25 protein-coding genes and 1 pseudogene are annotated in these 25,754 nt (G+C 63.6%); 13 read left to right on the top strand and 13 right to left on the bottom strand.

All coding sequences use genetic code 11. The annotated features are described in order from the left end of the window. Window positions 1–56: 56 nt before the first annotated feature. From QO058_RS13875 to QO058_RS13900, 6 genes are all read right to left on the bottom strand, one after another. The gene (locus tag QO058_RS13875; protein WP_284172629.1) at window positions 57–1,049 is read right to left on the bottom strand and encodes a sialic acid TRAP transporter substrate-binding protein SiaP; all 993 of its coding nucleotides are present in this window, start codon (window positions 1,047–1,049) and stop codon (window positions 57–59) included. A 78-nt stretch (window positions 1,050–1,127) separates the two neighbouring features. Continuing rightward, a complete protein-coding gene (locus QO058_RS13880) occupies window positions 1,128–1,802 on the bottom strand; it encodes a GntR family transcriptional regulator (RefSeq protein ID WP_284172631.1) in 675 nt (224 codons plus the stop codon). Between the two features lie 11 nt (window positions 1,803–1,813). Further along, a complete protein-coding gene (locus tag QO058_RS13885; RefSeq protein ID WP_284172633.1) occupies window positions 1,814–2,710 on the bottom strand; it encodes a dihydrodipicolinate synthase family protein in 897 nt (298 codons plus the stop codon). A 51-nt stretch (window positions 2,711–2,761) separates the two neighbouring features. Continuing rightward, window positions 2,762–3,580, bottom strand: a complete 819-nt coding sequence (locus QO058_RS13890; RefSeq protein ID WP_284172635.1) for a carbohydrate ABC transporter permease — start codon at window positions 3,578–3,580, stop codon at window positions 2,762–2,764. Continuing rightward, window positions 3,580–4,509: a carbohydrate ABC transporter permease gene (locus QO058_RS13895; protein ID WP_284172636.1), complete on the bottom strand. Its 930-nt coding sequence runs from the start codon at window positions 4,507–4,509 to the stop codon at window positions 3,580–3,582. Before QO058_RS13895 ends, QO058_RS13890 begins: the two co-directional genes overlap by 1 nt. Window positions 4,510–4,653: 144 nt before the next feature. Further along, window positions 4,654–6,003, bottom strand: a complete 1,350-nt coding sequence (locus QO058_RS13900) for an ABC transporter substrate-binding protein (protein WP_284172638.1) — start codon at window positions 6,001–6,003, stop codon at window positions 4,654–4,656. 179 nt (window positions 6,004–6,182) lie between these two features. Here QO058_RS13900 and QO058_RS13905 point away from each other — a divergent pair, with 179 nt between their 5' ends. The 3 genes from QO058_RS13905 to QO058_RS13915 are packed head-to-tail and all read left to right on the top strand — an operon-like array spanning window position 6,183 to window position 8,506. After that, window positions 6,183–7,205, top strand: a complete 1,023-nt coding sequence (locus QO058_RS13905) for an aldo/keto reductase (protein WP_284172639.1) — start codon at window positions 6,183–6,185, stop codon at window positions 7,203–7,205. A gap of 4 nt (window positions 7,206–7,209) precedes the next feature. Continuing rightward, window positions 7,210–8,049: an amidohydrolase family protein gene (locus QO058_RS13910; protein ID WP_284172641.1), complete on the top strand. Its 840-nt coding sequence runs from the start codon at window positions 7,210–7,212 to the stop codon at window positions 8,047–8,049. A gap of 1 nt (window position 8,050) precedes the next feature. Then, entirely contained in the window at window positions 8,051–8,506 is a 456-nt protein-coding gene (locus QO058_RS13915; protein ID WP_284172642.1) for an RbsD/FucU family protein, read from the top strand. A 62-nt stretch (window positions 8,507–8,568) separates the two neighbouring features. On the opposite strand, the gene QO058_RS13920 is transcribed toward QO058_RS13915, so the two are convergent. Both QO058_RS13920 and QO058_RS13925 read right to left on the bottom strand, forming a co-directional pair. Continuing rightward, a complete protein-coding gene (locus QO058_RS13920) occupies window positions 8,569–9,894 on the bottom strand; it encodes a hypothetical protein (RefSeq protein ID WP_284172644.1) in 1,326 nt (441 codons plus the stop codon). 353 nt (window positions 9,895–10,247) lie between these two features. Continuing rightward, the gene (locus QO058_RS13925) at window positions 10,248–10,736 is read right to left on the bottom strand and encodes a DUF3617 domain-containing protein (protein ID WP_284172645.1); all 489 of its coding nucleotides are present in this window, start codon (window positions 10,734–10,736) and stop codon (window positions 10,248–10,250) included. Between the two features lie 259 nt (window positions 10,737–10,995). On the opposite strand from QO058_RS13925, the gene QO058_RS13930 reads away from it, so the two are divergent. The 7 genes and pseudogenes from QO058_RS13930 (at window position 10,996) to QO058_RS13960 (ending at window position 17,555) form a co-directional block, all read left to right on the top strand. Continuing rightward, entirely contained in the window at window positions 10,996–12,783 is a 1,788-nt protein-coding gene (locus tag QO058_RS13930; RefSeq protein WP_284172646.1) for a peptide ABC transporter substrate-binding protein, read from the top strand. A gap of 146 nt (window positions 12,784–12,929) precedes the next feature. Then, on the top strand, window positions 12,930–13,889 hold the full coding sequence (locus tag QO058_RS13935; protein ID WP_284172647.1) for an ABC transporter permease: 960 nt from the start codon (window positions 12,930–12,932) through the stop codon (window positions 13,887–13,889). Beyond that, a complete protein-coding gene (locus QO058_RS13940; protein WP_284172649.1) occupies window positions 13,855–14,796 on the top strand; it encodes an ABC transporter permease in 942 nt (313 codons plus the stop codon). Before QO058_RS13935 ends, QO058_RS13940 begins: the two co-directional genes overlap by 35 nt. A gap of 402 nt (window positions 14,797–15,198) precedes the next feature. Beyond that, window positions 15,199–16,619 (top strand): annotated as a pseudogene (locus QO058_RS31415) (tyrosine-type recombinase/integrase). Next, a complete protein-coding gene (locus QO058_RS13950; protein ID WP_284172650.1) occupies window positions 16,612–16,914 on the top strand; it encodes a MerR family transcriptional regulator in 303 nt (100 codons plus the stop codon). The pseudogene QO058_RS31415 and the gene QO058_RS13950 overlap by 8 nt, the downstream one beginning before the upstream one ends. A gap of 12 nt (window positions 16,915–16,926) precedes the next feature. Further along, complete coding sequence (locus QO058_RS13955; protein ID WP_432212050.1) at window positions 16,927–17,220, top strand: type II toxin-antitoxin system RelE/ParE family toxin; 294 nt, start codon at window positions 16,927–16,929, stop codon at window positions 17,218–17,220. A gap of 77 nt (window positions 17,221–17,297) precedes the next feature. Next, window positions 17,298–17,555 (top strand): XRE family transcriptional regulator, encoded by a 258-nt coding sequence (locus QO058_RS13960; protein WP_432212051.1) that lies wholly within the window; start codon window positions 17,298–17,300, stop codon window positions 17,553–17,555. Window positions 17,556–18,437: 882 nt separating this feature from the next. On the opposite strand, the gene htpG is transcribed toward QO058_RS13960, so the two are convergent. The 4 genes from htpG to groES all read right to left on the bottom strand — a co-directional run bounded on the left by htpG (window position 18,438) and on the right by groES (window position 22,914). Beyond that, window positions 18,438–20,321, bottom strand: coding sequence for a molecular chaperone HtpG (gene htpG / locus QO058_RS13965; RefSeq protein WP_284172652.1), 1,884 nt, complete (start codon window positions 20,319–20,321; stop codon window positions 18,438–18,440). 171 nt (window positions 20,322–20,492) lie between these two features. After that, window positions 20,493–20,759, bottom strand: a complete 267-nt coding sequence (locus QO058_RS13970) for a hypothetical protein (protein ID WP_284172653.1) — start codon at window positions 20,757–20,759, stop codon at window positions 20,493–20,495. A 156-nt stretch (window positions 20,760–20,915) separates the two neighbouring features. Next, complete coding sequence (gene groL / locus QO058_RS13975; RefSeq protein ID WP_284172655.1) at window positions 20,916–22,541, bottom strand: chaperonin GroEL; 1,626 nt, start codon at window positions 22,539–22,541, stop codon at window positions 20,916–20,918. Window positions 22,542–22,599: 58 nt separating this feature from the next. Beyond that, on the bottom strand, window positions 22,600–22,914 hold the full coding sequence (gene groES, locus QO058_RS13980) for a co-chaperone GroES (RefSeq protein WP_284172657.1): 315 nt from the start codon (window positions 22,912–22,914) through the stop codon (window positions 22,600–22,602). Window positions 22,915–23,169: 255 nt separating this feature from the next. On the opposite strand from groES, the gene QO058_RS13985 reads away from it, so the two are divergent. Next, window positions 23,170–23,439, top strand: coding sequence for an usg protein (locus QO058_RS13985; RefSeq protein ID WP_284172659.1), 270 nt, complete (start codon window positions 23,170–23,172; stop codon window positions 23,437–23,439). Between the two features lie 36 nt (window positions 23,440–23,475). On the opposite strand, the gene QO058_RS13990 is transcribed toward QO058_RS13985, so the two are convergent. Further along, window positions 23,476–23,769, bottom strand: a complete 294-nt coding sequence (locus QO058_RS13990) for a DUF982 domain-containing protein (protein WP_284172660.1) — start codon at window positions 23,767–23,769, stop codon at window positions 23,476–23,478. Between the two features lie 946 nt (window positions 23,770–24,715). Between QO058_RS13990 and QO058_RS13995 the strand changes: the two genes are divergently transcribed. Both QO058_RS13995 and QO058_RS14000 read left to right on the top strand, forming a co-directional pair. Continuing rightward, on the top strand, window positions 24,716–25,336 hold the full coding sequence (locus tag QO058_RS13995) for an Hsp20/alpha crystallin family protein (RefSeq protein WP_284172662.1): 621 nt from the start codon (window positions 24,716–24,718) through the stop codon (window positions 25,334–25,336). Between the two features lie 12 nt (window positions 25,337–25,348). Beyond that, on the top strand, window positions 25,349–25,753 hold the full coding sequence (locus QO058_RS14000) for an Hsp20/alpha crystallin family protein (protein ID WP_284172663.1): 405 nt from the start codon (window positions 25,349–25,351) through the stop codon (window positions 25,751–25,753). Window position 25,754: the final 1 nt, after the last annotated feature.

Consider the following 25,754-nt stretch of genomic DNA (forward strand, 5'->3'; position numbering starts at 1 on the left):
GCGAAGACGTGGATGGTCGGGACAAGCCCGACCATGACGGTGAAGCGACAGGTCGCTCACAGCGCCGCGAGCGCGTCCCAGGTGCCCTTGCCCCATTTGCTCTCGAACTGCTTGGGCAGCGTGGCGAGCACCGGCTTGCTGAAGCTTTCGAGGTCCGGTTCCGTGACGCTCATCCCCGCGGCCTTCAGGGTCGCGACCAGGCTGCCCTCCTGGCTTGTGAGTTCCGCATCCTGCCAGGCGACACCGTTGGCGATCGCGGCTTCGAGGACTGTCCGGTCAGCGTCCTTCAGCCCCTTCCAGAAGTCCTGGTTGATGACGATGAGGCGCGGCGTGATGATGTGGCCGGTGAGGATGAGGTGCTTCTGCACCTCCTGCAATTTGGCGCTGTGGATGGTCGGCAGCGGGTTTTCCTGGCCATCGACCGCGCCCTGGCTCAGCGCCAGATAGAGCTCGTTGAAGTTGACCGGCGTCGCCTTGGCGCCCCAGGCCTCGACCATGGCGCGGAAGGTGTCGACCGGCGGCACGCGCAGCTTCAGGCCGGCGACGTCTGCGGCGCTCTTCACCGCCTTCGAGCCGGTGGTCAGGTGGCGCTTGCCGTAATAGGTCACCGCCGCCATGCGCAGGCCGCGCTTCTTGATCAGCTCCTCGTTCATCTGGGTGAAGACCGGCGCCTTGGCCACCTTGCTCATATGGGCCGGGTCGCGCCAGAGATAGGGCGCCTCGACCACCGAGAGCTGCGGCAGGAACGAGCCGAGCGCGGCGGCGCCGTCGGTCGTCATGGTCAGCGCGCCCGAAGCGACCGATTCCATCATGTCCTTGCCGGAGCCGAGCTGGCCGGCCGGAAAGGACTGGATGTCGACGCGGCCCGAGGTCTTCTCCTTTACCTCCTTGGCGATGCGATCGACCATCTGCACCTGCGGATGGGTGGTCGGCAGCATCTCGCCCCAGCGCATCACCGTCGCCTGCGCCCGCAGCACGCTCGGCATCGCTATCGTGGCGCCGACCGTAGCGGAGCCCGCGAGAAAGGCGCGTTTCGTCAGCTTGATCATCGTCGTTCTCCTCCCTGCGCGGCCGGTTTTCCGGCTCGCTGTTCCAGCGCCTTTGTCTCGATCGGCGCCTGATCGTGGTCAGTAGCTCATCGCCCGGGTTCGGGCGTTGTTGATGTGCGCGCTCATCTCCGCTGCGGCCGCTTCCGGATCGCGCGCCTCGATCGCCGTGATGATCTTGAGATGGTCCTGCATCACCGGGATCAGGATGTGGTTCTGGATGCGCGTCTCGTATTGCCGGATCAGCCTTATCTTCAGCCAGGTGACGCGGAAGGCCTGGCTGACGATGTCGTTGTCGAGATGATCGATGATCATCTCGTGCATCAGCCGGTCGACATCCTCGGCATCCTCGATCAACGTCTCGTCGCCGCCGGCCTCGGCCCGGCGGATGATCGCCTCGTGCCGCTCGCGCTGCTCGGCGATCTCGGCGTCGGTCGCGTTCCTGGTATAGGCCGCCGTCGCCTCCTTCTCGAGGAAGAGGCGGAACTGGAAGGCGTTGCGGATCAGGTTGAGGTCGACATGGGCGACCTGCATGCCGCGCTGCGGCACGGTCTTGATCAGTCCCTCCGCCTCTAGCCGCGGGATCAGCTCGCGGATCGCGCCGAGCGGGAAGCCCGTCATCGCGACGAGCTCGCGCTGGGTGACGAACTGGCCCGGCCGGATCTCGCGGGCGAGCAGCCGCTCGGTGAAGCTGGCATAGGCCCGCTCCCTGAGCTTCAGCGGCTCGCCGTCGCGGTCCGGATCGGGCTGGCTCATCGCGTCCTCCTTCAGGCGGCTTTCGCTCGGGTGATCCGGTCGAAGGCGGCGAACAGCGCCTTGCGCTGGCCCTCGTCGAGCGCAACCAGCGGCGCCCGCATCGGGCCATAGCCGGCATCGCCATGGAGATGGCCGACCAGCGCCTTCACCGCCGGCAGCACCGGATAGGAGCAGATCTCGTCGACCAGCGCGTTCACCGTGGCATCCTCGGCGCCCTCGTAGACGATCGGGCGCAGCAGATGCGGCACGAGGTTGGCAGCACCGCAGATCGAGCCCTGCGCGCCGGCACGAACGGCTCGGCCGAGCAGGCGCTCGTCGCCGACCAGGATGGCGAGCTCGCCATGCGCCTTCAGGAAGGCCTCGGTCGTCGGGTAGTCGCAGGAGGAATCCTTGACGCCGGTGACGACACCCGGAAACGCCTTCTTCAGTCGCTCGACCAGCCCGACAGAGATGTCGACCGCGGTCACCGAGGGGATGTGGTAGAGGATGGTGTTGCGGGCGGAAGCCCCGAGCTTCTCGAAGAACTGCGAGAACCAGGCATAGAGGCCCTCGTCGCTGACACCCTTGAAGTAGAAGGGCGGCGCGACCAGCAGGCCCTTGGCACCGACATTGAGCGCCGTCTGCGCCTGATCGACCGCCTCGTGCAGCGAGGCGGCGGCGACGCCGGCATAGATCTGCTTGGCCGGGTCGATGCCGGCGCCGACCAAAGCACCGAGCATGGCGGTGCGAGCCGGGCTGCCGAGCGCCGCGCCCTCGCCGGTCGTGCCGAACAGCGTGACGCTATCGCAGCCATTGGCCAGCACATGCTTGGCATGGTGGACGAGCCGCGGCAGGTCGACGGCGCCGCCTTCCCGCATCGGCGTGGTGATGGCGCAGGAGAGGCCGAAGCGGTTGGGGTTCAGAGCCATTGCGAAGCGTCTTTCCGTGAGATGTTCGACTGAGAGGTTGGGCAGGCGATGTCAGCCATCCTTCAACCCTCCGGCGGAGAGGCCGGCGACGATCTCGCGCTGGGCGAGGACGGTCAGCAGCAGGACGGGAAGCGTGACGAGCAGGGCGGCGGCCGCGAGCGGGCCCCAGGAGATCTGCTCGAAGGTCAGCGAATTGTAGACGGCCGAGGGCAGCGTCCGGCTCGCCTTGCCGCCGAGCACGACCGAGAAGATGAAGTTGTTCCAGGAGAAGATGAAGGCGAGGATGCCGCCGACGACGATGCCGGGCCGGGCCAGCGGCAGCGCGACATGGCGGAAGGCCTGCCAGGTCGTGGCGCCGTCGATCCGGGCAGCGTCCTCCAGCTCCATCGGCACGTTCTCGAAATACCCGATCATGATCCAGACGATGATCGGGATGGTGATGACGAGATGGGTGATCACCAGCGCCGTCACCGTGCCGACCAGCCCGGTGATCTGGAACAGCAGGAAGAGCGGGATCAGATAGGACAGTGCCGGCGTCATCCGCGCGACCAGGATCAGGATGGCGAACTTGTGCGCCTTGCCGCGCGCGATCCCGTAGCCGGCCGGCACGCCGACGGCGAGGCCGATCAGCACCGCACCGCCCGTGACCAGGATGGAATTCCAGAGATAGAGCGCGAAGTTATTCTTGGCGAAGACGTCGACATAGTTCGCCAGCGTCGGCGGGCTCGGGATGAACACCGGTGGGAAGGCGGTGTTGTCGAGCTCGTTCTTGAACGAGAGCGAGATCATCCAGAGGAAGACCAGCACCGCCGGCGAGACCAGCACGAAGACCGAGGCGTAGAAGCCGAGCTTGGAGAGGAGCCGCTTCATCACGCGTTCCACTTCGACTTCTGGCGCGCATAGAGCAGCAGCAGCGACAGCATGATGATGATCACGAAGAAGATCACCACGACGGCGGAGGCGTAGCCGATCTTGTAGAACTGGAAGGCCTGCAGATAGAGGAAGATGTTGAGCGTCTCGGACGCCGTCCCCGGCCCGCCCTGGGTGATCACGAAGATCGTGTCGAAGGCCTTCAGCGCATCGATGGTGCGGATCACGATCGCGACCATGATGAAGGGCCAGACCAGCGGCAGCGTGATGTGGCGGAACATGTGCCAGGCATTGGCACCGTCGATCAGCGCGGATTCGTAAGGCTCGCGCGGCAGACCGGCCAATCCGCCGAGCACGATCAGCATCACCAGCGGGGTCCAGTGCCAGACCTCGACCAGGATCAGCGTCGGGATCACGGTATTCGGCGAATAGACCCAGGCCTGCGGGCCGATCCCGACGAGCGAGAGCAGGTAGTTCAGCACGCCGAGCTGGGGGTGGAACATCATCGTCCAGACCAGCGCGACGGCGACGGGCGTCGCCATCATCGGCATCACGAAGATGGTGCGCAGCAGGCCGCGGAACGGGAACTCGCGATGGAAGACCAGCGCCGCAGCCGTGCCGAACAGGATCGGCAGCACGACGGCGAGCACGGTGAAATAGAAGGTGTGCCCCATCGATTCGATGAAGCGCGCATCGCGGAAGAGCTCAGCGAAATTCTGCAGGCCGACGAATTCCGGCCCGCCGCCGATCTTCCAGTCCTGGCTCGACATGTAGAGCGTGAACAGCCAGGGGAAGACGATCACGCCAGCGATGATCAGCACCGCCGGCAGGGAGAACAGCCAATAGCGCGGCGTGAAATCCGCCGAACCCCCCGCAGGGATCTGCTTCGGGGCCGCAAGGCTGCTGGCTGGCAAGGTGGTGCTGGTCATCTGTTGCTCTGGAAACTCACCTGTCATGCTCGCCCTTGTGGCGAGCACCCACGTCTTGGACACCGCCTTCGACTAGCGACGCGAAGACGTGGATGGTCGGGACAAGCCCGACCATGACGCTTCTCGTGACTAGCCGGTCAGCCCTCAGCCCTGCTCGCTCTTGACCAGCACCGGCGCGAAGGCTTCCGTCGCCTTCTTCAATTCGGCCGCGACATCGGCGCCGCCGATCGCATTGGTCAGCGCCACCCCGAAGACGTCGCGGAACTCGGTGACCGGGACGATCTGCGGCAGCGCGGCGCGGGCGATCTTGGCCGAGTTCAGCAGGCACTCGAAATACTGCGCGCCGAACTTCGACTGGGCGATCGTGTCCTTGTCGAGATAGGCCGAGGCGCGGCCGGGCGCGCCGGCGCCGGCCTTCAGCATCGCAATCTGATTGGCCTTGTTGGTCATGAACTGCAGATAGAGCCAGGCCGCCTGCTTCTTCTGCGAGCCGCGCGAGATGCCCATGCCGTCGGCGAACATGCCGGCATGGTGCGCCTTCGGTCCCGGCGGTGTGACGCCGTAGCCGACCTTGCCGACAATGCGCGACTTGGACGGGTCCTCCAGCGGCGTCGCAAAGCCGATGCCGTCGAGCCACATCGCGGCCCGGCCCTGCATGAAGGTGGTCTGGCACTCGTTCCAGTTGAAGCCGACCTGGCCGACCGGACCGGATTCCTTGTTGAGCTTCTTGTAGAGCTCGCCCGCCCAGATCGCTTCCGGCGTGTCGGTCAGCAGCTTGCCATCCGGCGAGGTCGTCTCGATACCCTGGCCGAGCACGAGGCTGGCCCAGACCGGGACGTTGGCGTTCTTCAGGCCACGCGAGACGAAGCCGGCGATGCCCTTGGCCGGATCGTGCAGCTTGGCCGCGACGGTCGCCATCTCCTCCATCGTCTTGGGATAGGCCACGCCCTTCGCGTCGAAGAGCTCCTTATTGTAGTAGACCATCCAGTAATCGACGAAGAACGGGATGGTATCCAGCGCGCCATCGGCCTGGCGGGCATAGGCGACCGGGCCGGCGCCGAAATCGGCGAAGTCGAAATCAGGTGCGGTCAGCGAGACGTCGGCGATATAGGGCCGCAGGTCCTCGAACCACTTGCCCTTGGCGGCCATGCGCTTCTGCACATGCAGCGAGATGCCGCTGACGTCGAAGCTCGGCTTGCCCGAGGCGAACTCGATCACCGCCTTCTGGCGCTGCTGCTGCTCCGGCACCTGCTCGGCCGAGACCTTGATGCCGGTGAGCTCGGTGAATTCCTTCTCGGCCGCCTGCATCAGGTCGGAGCGCGGATTCTTGACCAGGAGCACATCGATCGACTGGCCCGAGAAGCGCTTCCAGTTGAAGGCGGCCTGGGCGCGTGCCTCGCGCAGCACCAAAGGCGAGGCGATCGCGCCGGTCGCGCCGAGCGCGGCGGCGCCGCGCAGCAGGCCACGCCGCGTCGGCTTGAGAATATCGGTCATGGACGTCCTCCCTGGACTGATGCGGCCGTTGCCGGCCGTCTTGATCCCGTTCCGGCAAGCAGGCTCTCCATTGCCAAGCCGCGGGAATGGAGCGCAGGCTAGTGCGGATCGAAGACGGTTGCAAGCTGACATGTTGGCGTGCACATAGTGATGCAACGCGACCGAGTACCGGGCCCCCGATGACGACTTCCACGCTTGCTTCCCGCCCCCTCGGCCGCTCCGGTCTCGAGGTCACGACGCTCGGCTTCGGCGGCGCACCGCTCGGTGATCTCTTCGCCCGTCTCGACGAGGCGGGCGCTGTCGCGACCGTCGAGGCGGCGCTCGCAGCCGGGGTCAATCTCATCGATACCTCGCCGCTTTATGGTCATGGCCTCTCCGAGCATCGCATCGGGGCGGCTCTGCGCCGCTCGGGGCGCAAGGACGTGGTGATCTCGACCAAGGTCGGCCGCGTCGCCGAGCCCTTCGCCGGTCGCGGCGACGGCTCGGGCTATCTCGGCGGCCTACCGCACGGACTTCGCTTCGACTATTCCTACGATGGCACCATGCGCTCGCTCGAGCAGTCGGCGTTGCGCCTCGGCGTCGACCACATCGACGTGGTCCTGATCCACGATGTCGACGTCTGGACGCACGGGTCCGACCAGATCGAGACCCGCTTTTCCGAGGCGATGGCCGGCGCCTATCGGGCGCTCGACAGGCTGCGCTCGGCCGGCGCGGTCAAGGCGATCGGGGTCGGCGTCAACGAAGCCGAGATGTGCGAGCGCTTCGCCAATGCCGGCGATTTCGACACCATGCTGCTGGCCGGGCGCTACTCCCTGCTGGAGCAACCGGGGCTCGCCTCCTTCATGCCGCTGGCGCAGAAGAAGGGCATCGGCCTGATGCTGGGCGGCGTCTTCAACTCCGGCATCCTCGCCACTGGGCCGGTCACTGGCGCCAAGTACAATTACCAGCCGGCGCCGCCCGATATCCTCGCCCGCGTCGCGGCGATCGAAGCGGTCTGCACCCGTCATGGCGTGCCGCTGCGGCGCGCTGCCCTGCAATTCCCGCTCGGCCACCCGGCGGTGGCGAGCCTGGTGATGGGCGCCGTCAAGCCGGAAGAGGTCGAGGATCAGGTGGCCGAGCTCGCGGCCAAGGTTCCGGCTGCGCTCTGGACGGAATTGAAGGCCGAGGGTCTGCTCGGCGCCGATGTCCCGGTTCCAGGTTGACGCCATGCGCATCGACGCCCATCAGCATTTCTGGAGCCTCGCCCGCGGCGATTATGGCTGGCTGACGCCGGCGCTAGGCCCGATTCATCGCGATTTCGGCCCTGCCGACCTTGCTCCCCTGCTGACGCAGCACGGTATTGACCGCACCATCCTGGTCCAGGCCGCACCGACTGAGGCCGAGACCGCCTTCCTGCTCGATATCGCCGCAAGGACGCCCTTCGTTGCCGGCGTCGTCGGCTGGGCCGATTTCGACGCGCCCGATATCGCCGAACGGATCGCTGCCCTCGCCAGCGATCCGTTGCTCGTTGGCCTACGGCCAATGGTGCAGGACATCGCCGACGATAACTGGCTGGCACAATCCGCGTTGGCCCCGGCGTTCGAAGCGATGACGGCGCACCACCTCGTCTTCGACGCGCTGTTGAAGCCGCGCCACATCGCGCCGATGCTGACGGTCCTTGAGCGTCAGCCGGACTTCGCCTGCGTTATCGACCATGGCGCCAAGCCTGACCTCATCGCCGGCGATCTTACTGGCTGGCGGGACGGTATGTCGGCGCTCGCCGCCCATCCGGGCCTCACCTGCAAGCTCTCCGGCCTCGCCACCGAAGCTGGCCCGGACTGGACGCTGGAGGCGCTTCGGCCGGTCGTCGAGCATCTCCTCGCCGTCTTCGGGCCGGAGCGGCTGATCTTCGGCAGCGACTGGCCGGTGGTGACGCTGCGTGCCTCCTATGCACAATGGCTCGAGACTGCCGAAATTCTCCTCGCCGGCCTCACCGAGGCGCAACGCGCTGCCGTCTTTGGCGGCAATGCCGCAAAACTCTACCTCTCGCAGCGCGGACGTCAGTGACATGCTCAAGGATATCGACCCGGTCCTGTCCGCCGACCTGCTCTGGGTGCTCGCCGCCATGGGCCATGGCGACGACCTTGCCCTCGTCGACGCCAATCATCCGGCGGAAAAGATCGCGCGCGCCACCACGAGCGGTCGGCTGGTGCGCCTGCCGGGTCTTTCCATGGCGCGGGCGGCGCGCGCCATCCTCTCGGTGCTGCCGATCGACGAGTTCGAGTCGCAGCCGGCTCGGCGCATGCTGGTGGTCGACGATGCCGCCGCGATCCCGGACGTCCAGGGCCAGGTCCAGGCCGAACTCGACCGCGCGCTTGGCCGCACCGAACCGCTGGCCGGTATCGAGCGCTTTGCCTTCTACGAAGCGGCGAAGCAGGCCTTCGCCGTGGTGCAGGTCGGCGACCCCCGCCCCTATGGCTGCTTCCTGTTCCGCAAGGGCGTGATTGCGGGAGAACCGGGCTGAGCGGAGCCGCTCGCACCTTCGCGATGGCCAGCTTCGCGGCAGAAGAGTTCCGGCCTGCCACGCTAGATGCGCGCCCTGCCGCCGGGGAGAAGCCGGGCACGATAAGCCAGCGCCTTTCTCAACTCGCGAAGTTGAAGATGCGGCACCGCAGCCTGCTTAATCGCCATTCGGACATCCCCTTCGAATGGCATGTTAGCAATGATCTTCGACACAAACGGGCGGTACTTTGTCTTGTCCTGCCCGTCGATCAGCCCCCGCTGCAGCAGATACTGCGCGGCCTGACCATGATCAATCCAATCATGGCTATCGGCGCCATAGTGATCGAACACCTCATACTGCAGGATTCCCTTGTAGGTGCCATCAGGTTGTCCGACGAATTCGATCAGATTGACTCTGAGCCCTTGAATCGCTCCGAAACCGAAGGCCATCGGGCCACCGAACACGCGCTCCTTGTCGTTCTTGAAACTGAAATCGATGATCACCGCATGTCGTTCAAGCGTCGAGGGCTGCGATCCGATGCGAAGAGCCGAGATGTCAGCAAATTTTCGCTGGTGATCGGCCATTTCGGAGATGACACGTGTCACTTCTCCGACGAGCTTTTCGTGAGGCTTGATGAGGCCCTTATCCTTCTTCATCCGCGTCGACCAGAAATGCCCCTCGCCGAAAATGCGATCGCCTTCCAGCTGAGGCGGTGATGACGAGTTATCGATCTGGAACTGCGCCATTTCCGCTGCATTGCTGCCGCCGATACCGGCGGTTCCTTTCCACAACCGCTCATACTCAGCTGGCCCCTTAGGCGGATTATGTGTCGTCATGAGCCAGATGACGCGATGCGCCTTCTTCGTGGCGGAAGCGTCCGTTTCAGCCGTGCTCAGATCATCCTTGTCCGCCTGATGATCTCCCTTCTTCACGATTAGAGGAAGTGTTGGAACACTGAACGTCCAGCCGCCCGCGCTAGGATTCGGAGACGGGTTCGGCTTGGGCTTCGGTACGCTGGCCAACAGATCGTTGTCGATCTGAGTGATGGTCATGCGTCCAATGATTGTGTCAGCCGTTTTCTGGTGCGGCCGCAGGATCTGATTGAACTCCTTGTACCATTTGACTGCTGCCTTAGTGCCTTCGTCATAAATGCCCGTCTCGGGGCATCGGGGCATTCCCGGCGTTGTCCCATCGGGGCCAACGCCCCAGCGGAACTTGTCCCTGATGACGTTGAGGGATCGCTGCAATATCAAGATTGTAGCAGACAGCGTTTTATTCGACTGACTATGCGATCCAATATTGAATTTATCACTCTCTAGGCATTGTTTAAGTCTATTTTTGACATCCGGGCTTGGATCTGCCGCCATCTGATTCGATTGGAGTTTTGATTTGATCTGAGGGCCGACCATCGAACTCAGAACGCCAAAATGCTGGCGAGCTTAGTCTACGGGAAGTGTTTCTCGACGGGCGCAGTGTGCGCAATACCGCAACTTCGAATAAGGCCTGATCCGTCAACTACACGATGGCGAAATGGGCTCGCCAATCATGTATGTGCGAGTGAAATAAATTGGCACCTGATCAAAGCTGCCGACATCATGCAAACGAATGAGAGCATCGGATATCGGTGGTGGATGAGCGCGATCGCTCGCGCTATCACAAGTGGCCAGTTCGCCTGCCCGCGAGTGCTCAGTCAAACCGCCTTTGAGGCAGCGAGGCAGTCCGAGCGTGATTGCTGGTGAATGCGGCTGAGCCGACACCGCGGCTATTGCTTGGCACCCGCCCCCGGCATCGAGATCACCCTGCCGTCAGGCAGGATGATGTCGCCCGGCTTCTGACCCGGCCCGCAATCGCCGACGCGCTTGGCCTCGACCACGAGCTTGCGCTCGACCGGCCCGGGCTGTCCGGGCATGCCGGTGAGCTTGGTGGTGCCTTCAGTGCGGACGGTCGCCTGGAAATCGCCGGTGACAAGGCTGTTGCCGACCGCATTGACCTGGCCGATCGTGCACTCCGTCGCGACGGCATAGCCGGTCGCGGTCTTCTTGACCTCGACTTTCGAACAGGCACCACCGGTCATGCCGCCCAGCATGGCGCGGTCCGTTCCTGGACCGACACATTGCTTGGCGACAGTCTCGCCCTCGGCGCCCTTCGATTTGGTCTCCCACAATCCGGCCTTGCGCTGCGGAAGCTCCTCGGCGGATGCCGGAACGAACCCGAGAATGCTGGCCGCGACGATGATGGCGTGTGCCCTCATGTTCTGTCTCCTCGACTGCCGGAAAGGACCGACTCATGAGGCAAGACAGAGCGGGGGCGGGGCGGCGATTTTAGGGCGGCCGACCAGCGATGTTGAGGGAGCGTCCCGACCCCTTGGCGGCCACGTAAAGGCGGCGATGCTTCACGACCCCTGTTGACGCTTTTTGTGGCACATGTCTTGCTGCCGCCCCTGACGAAGAAAAAAGAGGCGAAGGCCTCGTTCGGATCAGACCGATCGACATCAGCAGTGGGGATCAACGATGGATGAACACAAGTTGCGCGAGCTGGTTGCGGGCGTGAAGGACGGTGCTGTTTCGCGGCGCGCCTTCATTCAGCGATTGGCTGCCGTCGGCATCACCGCGCCGATCGCCTCGCAGATTCTGGCCTGGAACGACGTCGCCATGGCGCAGGCCTCGCTGGCCTACAAGCCGACCAAGGCCGGCGGCGGCGGGCCTCTCAAGATCCTGCTCTGGCAGGCGCCGACGCTGCTCAACCCGCATTTCGCCAGCGGCACCAAGGATCAGATCGCCGGCCGCATCTTCTTCGAGCCGCTCGCCGGCTGGGACAAGGAAGGCAACCTCACGCCTCAGCTCGCCGCCGAGGTTCCGACCCGGGCCAATGGCGGGCTCTCCGAAGACGGCAAGGTGGTGACCTGGAAGCTGAAGCAGGGCGTCAAATGGCATGACGGCAAGCCCTTCACCGCCGACGACGTCGTCTTCACCTGGGAATACGCCGCCGATCCGGCGACCGCCGCCTACACCACCGGCTCCTACACCAACATCAAGGTCGAGAAGGTCGACGACCACACGGTCAAGGTCATCTTCAAGGAAGCGACCCCATTCTGGGCCGATCCCTTCGTCGGCGTCGTCGGCCAGATCCTGCCGAAGCACCATTTCGGCGAGTACAAGGGCGCCAAGTCGCGTGAGGCCCCGGCCAATCTGAAGCCGGTCGGCACCGGCCCGTACAAGTTCGCCGACTTCAAGCCGGGCGACATCCTCACCGGCACACGCAACGAGGACTACCACGTCAAGAACCAGCCGCATTTCGACACGATCGAGGTCAAGGGCGGCGGCGACGCGGTCTCGGCCGCCCGTGCCGTGCTGCAGACCGGCGAGTTCGACTATGCCTGGAACCTGCAGGTCGAGGACGAAGTCCTGAAGCGCATGGAGACCGGCGGCCGCGGCAAGATCAGCGCGGTTCCGTCGGGCGATATCGAGTTCATCATCCTCAATACCACCGACCCGTGGACCGAGGTCGACGGCGAGCGTTCCAGCATCAAGACCAAGCATCCGACCCTGTCGGACCCCAAGGTGCGCCAGGCGTTCAATCTGCTGATCGACCGCGACTCGATCCAGAAGTTCATCTATGGCCGCGGCGGCACCGCGACGGCGAGCTTCGTCAACGAGCCCAAGCAGTTCAGATCGCAGAAGCTGAAATACGAGTTCAACGTCGACAAGGCCAACAAGATCCTCGACGACGCCGGCTACAAGCGCGGCGCCGACGGCATCCGCGAGAAGGACGGCAAGAAGCTCAAATACGTCTACCAGACCTCGATCAACGCCCCGCGCCAGAAGACGCAGGCGATCATCAAGCAGGCTTGCCAGAAGGCCGGCATCGACCTCGAGCTGAAGTCGGTCACGGCGTCGGTGTTCTTCTCCTCCGACGTGGCGAACCCCGACACCTACACCAAGCTCTATGTCGACATCGAGATGTACACGACCACCCAGCCGCAGCCCGATCCGGAGCGCTTCCTCAACCAGTTCACCTCCTGGGAGATCGCCAACAAGGAGAACAAATGGCTGGGCCGGAACGTCTCGCGCTATTCGGACCCGGCGGCCGACGAGGCCTACAAGGCTGCCCAGAAGGAGCTCGATCCGGCCAAGCGCGCTGCGCTGCTGATCAAGGTCGACGAGATCTTCTGTGAAGCCAACGTCATCCTGCCACTGCTCTCGCGCACCCGTGTCGCCGCCTCGGTGACCAACCTGATGCACGATCACAGCGGCTGGGACGTCGACACCTGGAACGTGGCCGCCTGGTATCGCAGCTGACGCAGGCTAAACCGCTCGCGGACGACTGATACCGTCCGCGAGCGGCCCTCTGCCGCTTCCGCTCCAACCGCCTCGGCCAATGGTGTCTTATCGCCATCAGCTCGCGCGGCATGCTCCGGCGACACCCCGCTTCACGGGAATTCCAGATGGCGACTTATCTTCTGCGGCGATTGCTGATCGCCATTCCGAGCCTGCTCGGCATCAGCCTGATCCTGTTCACGGTCCTGGCGATGGCGCCGGGCGATCCATTCTCGGAGATGGCGACGAATCCGAATGTCCCGCCCGAGGTGCGCGAGGCCCTGCGTGCCAGCTTCGGTCTCAACGACCCGATCATGGTGCGCTATCTGCGCTGGCTCTCCGCGATGGTGCAGGGCGACTGGGGCTTCTCCTTCGCCAGCCGCATCAATGTCGACACCCTGATCCTGCAGCGTGTGCCGACCACACTCTTCGTCGTCGGCACCTCGCAGATCCTGGCGCTGTGCATTGCGCTGCCGGTCGGGATCTACGCGGCGACGCGGCCCTATTCGGTCTTCGACCAGATCGCCAACACGCTCGCCTTCGTCGGCTTCTCGCTGCCGACCTTCTTCACCGGCCTGCTGCTGATCCTGCTGTTCTCGATCAAGCTTGACTGGTTCCCCTTCGTCTACCGCTCCGACATCGCCGCGAGCGGCTGGCGCTGGTACTGGGAGATGTTCCGCCAGGCGATCATGCCGATCACCGTGCTCGGCCTGTTTCAGGCCGCGTCCTATACGCGCTATGTCCGCTCGGCCGTGCTCGACGTGATCCGACTCGACTACGTCACCACGGCACGCGCCAAGGGGCTCGGCGAGAAGACCGTCACGCTGCGGCACATCACCCGCAATGCGCTGATCCCGGTCGTCACCCTAGTCGCCCTGCAGATGCCGGCGGTCTTCGGCGGCGCCATCGTCACCGAACAGATCTTCCGGATTCCCGGCATCGGCTCGCTGCTGATCGACGCGATCCTCGCCAACGACACGCCCGTGATCATGGCCGTCACCTTCGTCTTCGCCTGCCTGGTCGTCCTTTTCAACCTCATCGCGGATTTGCTCTATGGCTGGCTCGACCCTCGCATCTCCTTCGGCTGATCCGGCCGTGGCCGCCGCCGCGGGAAACGTATCGGTCTCGCCCGGTCGCGAAACCTGGCGGCGCTTCCGCCGCCATCGCCTCGCGATGGCAAGCACCGTCATCCTGGCTATGCTGATCTTCGGCGTCGTCGTCGGCCCATGGCTCTGGCCGATCCCGATCAATGACATCGACTTCTCCGCCCAGCTCCAGGGCCCGTCGCTGGCTCATCCGTTCGGCACCGACGATCTCGGCCAGGATATCCTGGCGCGGATGATGTATGGCGGGCGCATCTCGCTCGCCGTCGGCCTCGCCGCGATGGTGGTCGCGACGATCGTCGGCGTCGTCATCGGCGCCTCGGCCGGCATGTCGCGCAAGATCGCCGACCCAGCACTGATGTGGGTGACGGACCTCTTCCTGTCGCTGCCGCAGCTGCCGCTGCTGCTGCTCATCATCTACCTGTTCCGCGAGCAGCTGAAGGCGGTCTTCGGCGTCGAGGGCGGCGTTTTCATCCTGATCGTCGTCGTCATCGGCGGCCTGCGCTGGATGCCGGTCGCCCGGCTGGTGCGGGCGCAGTTCCTGTCGCTGCGCGAGAAGGAATTCGTCGAGGCCGCCAAGGCCCAGGGCGCCACCAAGTTCCGCCAGATGACGCGCCATATCCTGCCCAACGCGGTCGGCCCGGTCATCGTCGCCTCGACGATCGAGGTCTCCTCGGCGATCATCGCGGAATCGACGCTGTCCTTCCTCGGTCTCGGCTTCCCGCCGGATATCCCGACCTGGGGGCGCCTGCTCTTCGACGCCAAGGACCATCTGGATACCGCTCCGCACTGGGCGCTGTTCCCGGGCGCAGCGATCTTCCTGACCGTGCTGTCGATCAACTTCATCGGCGACGGCCTGCGCGATGCGCTCGACCCGCGCCGCGTGATCTGAGCGCGCACAGACCGGACGATCACCCGAGATGCGATCAAGGGGTGCTGCGGCGCCCCTTTTTTTTTGCTCGGCGTCTCGTCCCGCCTCGATCGATGGAGGTGGGGCTGCTTTCCGAGCCGAGCTGGGAGAAACAGTGGCTGAAAGAGATGCCGGCGCATCGAGCGCGATGTTTGGTGCCCCTGGCCGGAATCGAACCAGCACTCCTTGCGGAACTCGATTTTGAGAGACCCCAGATGCCCTATCCTTTGTGTATCCGGCAGTATCCGTTTTCCCGATAACCGATTGTCAGCACTAGCTTTTTTCGGTTCTCGGATCACACATGCCTAGCCGGACGTACGCTACGGTTGGCTTTCTAGGTGCACCTATGTTGCACCTGAAATCCGACCTCAACGGAGGTTAGGAATGCCCAAAATCAAGCTCACAAAGACCGCTGTCGACGCCGCAACCCCGCAGGAGCGCGAGTACGAACTCCGGGATACGGCGATACCCGGGTTCCTTGTCAAGGTCACGCCGGCCGGCCGCAAGATTTTCATGGTCGCCTATGTCGCCCACAACGGACAGCGCCGAAAACCCGCTATCGGCCGCTATGGTGAGATCACCGTCGAACAAGCCCGGGGATCGCCCAGGACTGGCTGGCCGAAGTTCGCCGCGGCGTCGACCCCAGCGCCGAGCGGGCGACGGCCCGACAGGCGCCCACGGTCAAGGATCTCTTCGACCGTTTTATCACCGACTACTCGGAGACCCGCAATAAGCCGTCCACGGTCGAGTCGAACCGCGGCTATGGCAAGCGTTACATCATCCCTGCGCTCGGCCAACTGAAGGTGCCCGACGTCACCCGCGCCGACATTTCGAACCTGATGAAGAAGATGGCGAAGAAGCCGACGAACGCGAACCGCGTCCTCGCGGCCGTGCGGAAGATGTTCAACATGGCCGAGGTCTGGGGCATGCGCCCTGACGGGTCGAACCCGTGCCGCCACGTCCCGAAGTTCCCGGAACGGGGAAAGACCCGGCTGATCACCGACGGCGAGCTGAAGAAGCTCTTCGCGTACCTCGCGCTCGCGGAGGCGGAGGGGCTTGAGCATCCGTTCATCCTGTTGGCCATCCGCCTGCAGTTCGAATTCGCCGCGCGGATGTCGGAGATCCTCCAGCTCGAATGGTCGTGGATCGATTACGATAATCGGCGCGTCGTCTGGCCCGACAGCAAGACCGGTGGCATGTCCAAGCCCATGAGTGCGGAAGCGCAGCGGCTCTTCGAGACCGCGCCGCTCCTTGAGGAATCGCCGTTCGTCTGCCCGTCCGTCTTCGATCCCAACCTGCCGATGTCGAAGCACACCTATTACCAGGGCTGGCGGCGCATCCTTGAGCGTGCGGGGCTTCCTCATATCGGAACGCATGGCATCCGGCATCGCTCGGCGACTGACATCGCCAACTCCGGCATCCCGGTAAAGGTCGGCATGGCGCTCACCGCCCACAAGACGGTGACAATGTTCATGAAATACGTCCACACGGAGGACGACCCGGTGCGAGCTGCGGCGGAAGCGGTGAACCAACGGCGGCAGGCGTTGCTCGGTGGTCAGCCGGTGACCCCGCCTCCGATCTCCACGCCGGCACCGGTTGTGGACGTGCCTTCGGTGGCGCCCGAGGTCGAGGCGATCGAGCCGGTGTTGACCGCGACCGGCAAACCCCTCGGCTATGACGACGGTCAGTATAGCTCCCGCACCAAGCTGGGAACATATCGGCCCTTCCGTCATCGCTCCGGCGACAACCGCGCCATCCCTCCTGGCACCAAGCGCGACGAACCAAAGGAGGCGAGCCATGCGTAAGGACGCCAACCAGCGGCGCCGGTGGCCTACGGCGGATATCCTGCGTCGCGCCAGGTTCGTCGATGACGCTGGACCGATCCGGTTCGTCGATACCGAGGCGGCTGCCCGCTACCTCGCTCTCGAAGCGCACACGCTCGAATGCTACCGCTCGCTCGGCGGCGGACCCATCTTCCATAAGTTCGGAAAATGGGTCCGCTACGCGGTCGATGATCTCGATGCATGGGCCGATAGCTGCCGGCGCGCGACCACCGCATCGCCGGCCGCTCCGCGCGTCCTTCCCATTGACCGAACATAGCCCAGAGGCTATATGGAGTGGGAAGTCCAAATCCATCCGGCCTTCCAGGGCGAGATTCTGGCCTTTGAGCGCGATGTCCGCGAGGCATTGCTCGCGGTCGCCAAGCTGCTGTCGGACTACGGCCCACAGCTTGGCCGGCCGCATGCCGATACACTCAAGGGGTCGAGCCACGCCAATATGAAGGAGCTGCGGTTCGAAGCGGCCGATGGCGAATGGCGCGCAGCCTTCGCTTTCGATCCTGAACGAAGAGCAATCTTGCTGGTGGCGGGGAGACAAGTCGGGCGAAAGCCAGAAGCGATTCTATAGGAAGCTGATCTCAAGAGCGGATTCGCGGTTTTCCGGGCATCTGGAAAGCCTGAAGTCCGTAAAGAAGGGAAAGTGAGATGGGCCGGAACCTGAACGACTTCATCGCGACGCTACCTCAGGAAGAGCAGGCCGCAATTGATGTGCGCTATCGGGAGCTCAAGCAGGAGGTCGAAGGCCTGCGCGAGTTGCGCCAGATAGCCGGAAAGGCCCAGGCCGACATCGCCTCCGCGCTTAACATCAAGCAGCCTTCGGTCTCTAAGATTGAGAAGCAGACCGACATGTATCTCTCGACGCTTCGCAGCTATGTGGAAGCCGTGGGGGTAAGCTCGAATTGACCGTCAAACTGCCGGAGCGCCCTGCTCTGCGAATTCACCATCTCGGCGATGACGGCACCGCGCTGCAGAAATCGGCTCGTCGGCCGCGCGGCCGCGTGCAGATCGGCGCTGCTCGTGGGCGCTAGTTGCCCGGCCAGGATAACCTTGACCTTTCGGAGCAACGCTCTCTGCGCTTTGCCGAAGCGCGGCAAGCATCTCACCTACGACGCGAACGTGGATCTGAGGTCAAAAATGTCGATCCGACCTGGAATGGTGTTGGCATCATCCCCCCGGCCGAGATTGGGAAGCACTTTCTGTGGCGGCTCTCCGTCACCGGCAAGGATCAACTAGAAGTCCTTGGCTGCGACTGACCTCTATGGCTCTCCATTCCCGCAGCGGAGGCCCCTTATTCCGGCCGCCACTGAAGAGCGCTGCATCGGCATTCAACCTTACCGCCGGTGGAGTCGTATACCGTTGAGCTCTAGGTCTATTCTGGCTGCGGCGCCCCGGAGTGTTGTGGCGAACTCGTCCAGCACGGCTGGCTTCCGAGGTTCCTGGAGGGGGCCCCACAGCAGCTTGCGCAACTCGACGACGACTGCAGCCGGAAACACGTGAGCTTCGCTCGTCGCTTCCGTTACAGCGGCGGCAAGCCTGCCTTCAATCCACCCGTTCTGATCGTCCAATACCGCCCCCCGCAGCGTGCACGCGAACGTGCACACTAGCTTAACGAGCGCAGCAGCCAATACCCAGCGAACCGAACCGGGGCGGTTATCTCAACCGCGTTGCGCCACAACCGGACATTCAGAACCGGCCTAGAACCGGACATTTAAAGCTCAGCGAACGGGGTGCGCGGGAGGCTTCATGACCAGCGCGCATGGGCAACGCGTTTCCTTGGTTCGCCCCTCATCCACCGCCGAAGCTTTTCGTCACCAGCCGGTTTAGCCTTTCGGCAAATGCGTTCGCGTCTACCGGGCGTTCGCCGTCCAAGATGCGGGCGGTATCGAGGAGGAGGTGTGCGACGTCGTTGCGCAGCGCGCCATCCGCGGCAGCGGCGAGAGCCGCGACCACTGCATGACGCGGGTTGACCTCCAGGATCGGCTTAGCCGCGCTGTCGAGGCGGCCGGCAGCATTGAGCAGGCGCTCGAACTGGCGATCGGGTCCCTTGTCGGACGCCACAAGGCATACGGCGCTTTCATTGAGCCGATCCGAGGCTCGGATATCCGCAACCTCGTTCGCCAGGGCTTCCTTCATCGATGCAAGCAGAGCGCCGACTTCCTCGCTCGTCTCAGCTGAGGGAGACGCCGCGCCGTCCAGCAGCGGGATGAGACCGAGATCGGCGGTACCCTGCGTCACCGACTTGAACGGCTTGCCCTCGAAGTCAGGTGCGGCCGAGACCCAGAAACCGTCGACCGGATCGGACAGCAGCAGCACCTCGATGCCGCGTGCGCGAAAGCCTTCGAGCTGCGGCGAGTTGGCGATCCGGCCGGCATCGTCGCCGACGATATAATAGATCGCAGTCTGGTTCGCCTTCAGGGCCGCGACGTAGTCCTTCAGGCTCCTCCAGCCTTCACCAGAAGCGGTCGTCCGAAAGCGGGCGAGGTCAAGAAGCTGCGCGCGGCGCTCGAAATCCTCATAGAGCCCTTCCTTGATGACCGCGCCGAAATTCTCCCAGATCGTCGCGAAGGCCGCGGCATCCTGCTCGGCGAGTTTTGCGAGATCGGATAGAATCCGATTGGTGAGGCCCTTCTTGATCGCGCCTAGCAGCGGGCTCTCCTGGATCATCTCGCGGGAGACGTTGAGCGGCAGGTCGGCGGTGTCGACCATGCCGCGAACGAAGCGCAGATAGCGCGGCATCAATTCGGCTTCGTCGGTGATGAAAACGCGCTTCACGTAGAGCTTGATCCGCCCCTTGCGGTCGGCGTCGAAGAGATCGAGCGGGCGTGCGCCTGGCACGAAGGCGAGGGCGGTGTAGTCATGCCGACCCTCGGCATGGAAATGGATCGTCGCAGCCGGCTCGTCATATTGCCCCGCGACGCTGCGATAGAAATCGGCGTATTCCTCCTTCGAGATATCGCTCTTCGGCTTGGTCCAGAGCGCGGCGCCGTCAGCGAGTGTGGCCGGCTCCGCCCCCGGCTTCTCGACGAGCACGATCGGGACCGGCACATGGCGGGACTGCTCCTTGACGATGCGCTCCAGCGTCCAGCGCTCGGCATAGCTCTTCGCGTCATCCATCAGAAAGAGCGTCACCCGCGTGCCGCGCGCGGGAGCCTCTTCCAATGCAACTGGCGCCACCGTGAATTCGCCCTTGCCGTCCGAAGACCAAGTCCAGGCCTCGTCGCTGCCGGCGCGGCGACTGACGACGTCGACCTGGCTAGCGACCATAAAGGCGGAGTAGAAGCCGACGCCGAACTGCCCGATGAACTGTGCGCTGTCCTTACCCTCGGCGGCTTTGATCCGCTCCATGAAGTTGCGTGTGCCGGAACGGGCGATAGTGCCGAGCGCCTCGACCATCTCCTCGCGGCTCATGCCGATGCCGTTATCGGAGATGACGAGCCGGCCTGCCTCGACGTCCGCCGCGATGGCGATTGCGAGCTTAGGCTCTTCGCCGAGCAACTCAGGCTGGGCGATTGCCTCGTAGCGCAGTTTTTCGCAGGCGTCGGCGGCGTTCGAGATCAGCTCACGCAGAAATACGTCCCGATCGGAATAGACTGCATGCACCATCATGTGCAGCAGGCGGGAGACGTCGGCTTCGAAGCTGCGGTGCTCGGGTGTGGCGGTCGTAGTCATTTTGTTTTCTCGGATAGATGGTGCAGCAAGGGGGTTCCGCACAGAATGAAAAAGCTCACGGCCGCGTGTCCAGTCAGCTATCTGCATCGATGAGTTATTCAGCTATCGCCGGAAGTGGTGACGGCGTGGCCAACGGCTCGACCTCTGAGTAAAGCTCTGTTGTCCAGCCGATCATTCGCTTCCCGACGTTCGTCTGCTGGATAGCATCCTGATCAACGCGAGAATGGCATTCAATCGCGCGGTGGTGAACTCACCAGCGTCTTGCAACTGTGCCTCTACATGAGCGGCGACCGTCTGCCATGTTGCCGATCCGTCACGTGTCATGACGGCCAAAAGATTTTCCTTAAGCCCGTATGTCGCGCTGTCCGCATTGGCAATGAGAGCTTTGAATCGGTCGGTGGCTGATACTTCCTTACAATCCTGCAGCCCATCGGTCATGTCGAATGCCTAATATCCATTAGCTGAATGCGTAGTACTATTGGTCTGTCCTCGCCTGGGCTCATTGTGATGCGGCGCGAGCCACGTTGAACGAGCGAGCCGCGGAGCTTGGAACACCGAGAAAGGGCGCCGCGAAGCCGCGGCGCCCGTAGTGCGTCAGTAGTCCATGCCACCGCCAGGCATGGCCGGCGCGGCGTCCTTCTTCGGAAGCTCGGCGATCATCGCCTCGGTGGTGATCAGCAGGCCAGCGACCGAAGCCGCGTCCTGGATCGCCGTGCGCACGACCTTGGTCGGGTCGATGATGCCGGCCTTGACCAGATCGCCGTAGGTTCCAGTCTGAGCATCGTAGCCCTGGTTGTAATCGCTCGCCTCCAGCAGCTTGCCGACGATCACGGCGCCGTCATCGCCGGCATTCTCGACGATCTGCTTGGCCGGAGCGGCAATTGCTTTCCGGACAATCTCGACGCCGGTCTTCTGGTCGTCATTCGCGGGCGTCAAGCCTTCCAGCGTCTTGGTCGCCCTCAGCAGAGCGATGCCGCCGCCCGGCAGGATGCCTTCTTCCACCGCAGCGCGGGTGGCGTTCAGGGCATCGTCGACGCGGTCCTTCTTCTCCTTGACCTCGACCTCGGTTGCGCCGCCGACGCGGATCACCGCGACGCCGCCGGCGAGCTTGGCCAGACGCTCCTGCAGCTTCTCGCGGTCGTAATCCGAGGTGGTCTCCTCGATCTGCGCCTTGATCTGCCCGACGCGGGCCTCGATCTCCGTCTTGGAACCGGCGCCATCAACGATCGTGGTGGTCTCCTTTTCGATGCGCACCTTCTTGGCGCGGCCGAGCATGTTGAGCGTGACATTCTCCAGCTTGATGCCGAGATCCTCGCTGACCGCCGTGCCGCCGGTGAGGATGGCGATATCCTCGAGCATGGCCTTGCGGCGATCGCCGAAGCCCGGAGCCTTGACGGCCGCGACCTTGAGACCGCCGCGGAGCTTGTTGACGACGAGCGTCGCAAGAGCCTCACCCTCAACGTCCTCGGCGACGATCAGAAGCGGCTTGCCGGTCTGAACCACGGCTTCCAGCAGTGGCAGCATGGTCTGCAGGCCGGTGAGCTTCTTCTCGTGGATCAGGACGTAGGCGTCTTCCAGCTCCGCGATCATCTTCTCGGAGTTGGTGACGAAATACGGCGAGAGGTAGCCGCGGTCGAACTGCATGCCCTCAACCACGTCGAGCTCGGTCTCGGCGGTCTTGGCCTCCTCGACCGTGATGACGCCCTCATTGCCAACCTTCTTCATCGCCTCGGCGATCATCGCGCCAATGGTGCGGTCGCCGTTCGCCGAGATCGTGCCGACCTGCGCAATCTCGTCCGGGTTGGTGATCTTCTTCGAATGCTCACCCAGCGACTTGGTCACCGCTTCAACGGCAAGATCGATCCCGCGCTTGAGGTCCATAGGGTTGATGCCGGCAGCGACCGCCTTGGCCCCCTCGCGGACGATGGCCTGGGCGAGAACCGTAGCGGTTGTGGTGCCGTCGCCGGCGGCGTCGTTCTGCTTCGAGGCGACTTCGCGCACCATCTGGGCGCCCATGTTCTCGAACTTGTCGGCAAGCTCGATTTCCTTGGCGACGGTGACGCCGTCCTTGGTGATGCGCGGAGCGCCGAACGACTTCTCGATCACGACGTTGCGGCCCTTGGGCCCCAGCGTGACCTTGACCGCGTTCGCCAACGTGTCGACGCCGCGCAGCATCCGCTCGCGCGCGTCCTGCGAAAACTTCACGTCCTTCGCAGCCATGATTCCTCACTCCTTCAGACTTGAGGTTTCAGGTTGATGGTTCAGAAAAAGGGCCCCGTCAGGCGGCCTGCTTGAGGGTCGCGGCCGCTTCGACCACGCCCATGATGTCGCTCTCCTTCATGATCAGGAGATCTTCGCCTTCTATCTTGATCTCGGTGCCGGACCATTTGCCGAACAGCACGCGGTCACCGACCTTCACATCGAGTGGGACAAGCGTGCCGTGCTCGTCGCGGCCGCCGGGCCCGACAGCGACGATCTCGCCCTCCTGCGGCTTCTCCTTGGCCGTATCGGGGATGATGATCCCGCCTTTCGACTTCGCCTCGGCGTCGATGCGCTTGACGACGACGCGGTCGTGCAGTGGCCGAAACTGCATGAGTTCCTCCATTTCCATTTCAGTCACAATGTCAATGGGCAGCCCGTACGGGTCTCGCGGCGAGGTTCCGCGCGCCCTTAAGGCACCTGCCCGTGCGATGATTTGGTTTGCCGCATTTTCGCCTTCAAGAGGCTGGCAGCACTTTTTTAATCGAGTGCTAACAGGCTGATAAGGCAGCGCAAATGCAACTTCTGCCGAGCGGAAGCGTTGGACATGCGCTGCCCTTGCGCAGTGCGATCATGGAGCTTGAAAGGAATGGTTTCACGCGATTTTGCCCGCGAGATCGAGGGCTACGGGCTGACCACTGCCGGCATTCTTTATCGCTTGCCGGATCATCCTTCGATTCTCCAGGAATATGTCTGGCAGGACTACGACCTGGCGCCGCGCTTTCCGCAGCTCAACAAGTTTCTGGCCTTCTGGGAAGCCAAGCTCGACGGCAAGCTCTTTCGCATCACCGTAACGCACAAGGATCTGATCGGGCCTGCCGATCTCAGCGCGATAAACGGCGAATTCCAGCTGCATTGAAGGGAAGCAGTCCGGTGGACTGCTTCCTGATCGCGTTCACGCGAAATTCTGCGGGCCCGCCCGACGCCCGCGCGAAATGAAGGCGACATCCGGAGCCAGGATATCCTGCTTCTCGGCAAATGCGGCAAAAACGCCGCGTGCCGTCTCCGCCTCGATGTCGCCGCGCACAGCCGCCTGACAGGCCTTCATGGCAAAGCTGTGGGCTGGATCACGTCGTCCCGCGGGCCAATCTGCCAAGAAGAGGTATGCTTCCATCGCGGAGGAGATCACGGTTGGCAGCCCGAAGGCGGTCAGCACGATGATTGGCCGCTTAAACTCATCGAGCTTCATCGTGATGCTCCCCGGCCAAGCAGTGGAATGTTGTCATCGCCATGTCCTCCCGTGAGGCCGACAGAGTCTGGGAGCCGCGCGACAGGCTTACGACCTCGCGATCTGGGCTGTCACCACGATCGAGTCTGATAAGCGCGTCCATGACCTCGTCGAATGAGACCGGCTCGGCGGCAAAATCAGGATGCCTCAACTGCGGGCATGAGGTGACCGCGCAGGCATCGGAGGCCCAGGAGGACAAGATCGCTCGTCTCTCTCCCGGGGTCAAAGCCCGATCCTCGAGGACATCGCGCGGCCTTCGGTAAAAGCAGCGGCCGCAGCAACCGATCGATCGTCGCGTCGCCGCATGCGGTTGAGGCAAACGGAACTGGAACATTCGGCTTTGGCATCGCAGGCTCTCCCAATGACTCCTTTCAGCGCGAAGAGCTTCCCGACCAAAAATCTGGGAATATGCTGGCCTGGTTCAAGAGGGCCGCGCAGTCAATTTGAAGTCCGATCGCGGGGCTAGCCGACTCTCGTTCGCGCCGGCCCGTCCGAGCGTCTTTGCGATGGATGCCGGTACCGGTGAAGGGCGCGAAGCGCCATGCATCTTCATCCTCGGCGATGCGCGCCAAGTCGGCCACGACCTGCGCCAACTTTTCTCTTTCGGCATGGATTGACGCTTGGCCTGACGGCACGCCACGCGGTCTCCAAAGCGGCCTGCGCCCGAGCAAGATCAATCGGATCCAGTGATGAGAACCGCATTTTCACCTCCGCATTCTCGACCGCCAGAGATGTGAGGTTGCCCGCCTGAGGCTGCAAGCGCGTGACGCCGGCGCGGCCGGCTTCGAGCGATCGATCACCCCTTGAAACCCAATTTTGCCCTTCCTAATTCGTTGTCGCCGGATGCCGCTATCGGATCCTGGCGCGGGAACGACGGTCCGACTCACGAGTGGACCGAGTTCGGCTCATGTCGCTTCGTAAGGAGGATGTGGTCCGGTGTTTGCTCAAACTCCTCCTACTCGCGCTTCGCGAGTTCATGCGATCGACCGGCTCGGCATTTGCCCGGATCGCTTCATCTCGCCTGCCACTGATCGATACGCCTCCGGAGCGCGCAGGTGCGCGCGGCATCATGCCGAGTCATGAAGCGATGGAGGATGACATGCTGTTATCGGACTTTGGCCGCATCGGGTTCGACCCATTTCTGGAAATGCGGCGCATGCAACAGGAGATGAACCAGCGCCTGGGTGGTCTGAGGACCAACGCCGCTCAGGAGTTTCCGCCAGTCAATCTTTGGCTTAGCGAAAACAGCGTCGCGGTGACTGCAGAGCTGCCTGGGATCGCTCCCGACGATGTCGATCTGACCGTGCGTGAGAATACGCTGACATTGAAGGGCGAGCGCAAGTCGCAGGACGAGACTTCCGTCTGGCATCGCCGCGAGCGCCCCAGCGGACGATTCTCCCGGACGATCCAGCTGCCGTTCCGCGTCGACTCGGAACAGGTGGAGGCGCGCTTTGCCAACGGGCTGCTCGAAGTCGAGCTGCATCGACCGGAGGCGGACCGGCCCAGGAAAATCCAGATCAAGGGATGAGTGGAGGCAAACATGGCTCAAGAACTGCAGACAACCGACCGGCAGGTTCCGAGCAAGCTTGACGGCAGTGAACCGACCCGCTCGCGCCAAGTATTCGTGCCGCGCGCCGACATCTACGAGACAACGGACCAGGTGGCTCTTCTCGTCGATATGCCCGGGGTCGCTTCGGACGGAGTTGATATCACGCTCGAGAAGCGAACGTTGGCGATCCGCGGTTACGCCGCCAACCAGCTGCGCGAAAGCTATCGCCAGATCTACGCCGAGTATGGCGCGGGAGACTATGAGCGCGTTTTCACGCTGTCTGAGGACATCGACCGCGATGGCATCGAGGCGTCGCAGAAGGATGGCGTCCTGCGCCTGGTCTTGCCCAAGGCAGCGCCGGCCAAGGCTCGCAAGATCGAGCTGAAGACGGCTTAGG

The organism is Bosea vestrisii (assembly GCF_030144325.1).
GTDB lineage: Bacteria > Pseudomonadota > Alphaproteobacteria > Rhizobiales > Beijerinckiaceae > Allobosea > Allobosea vestrisii_A.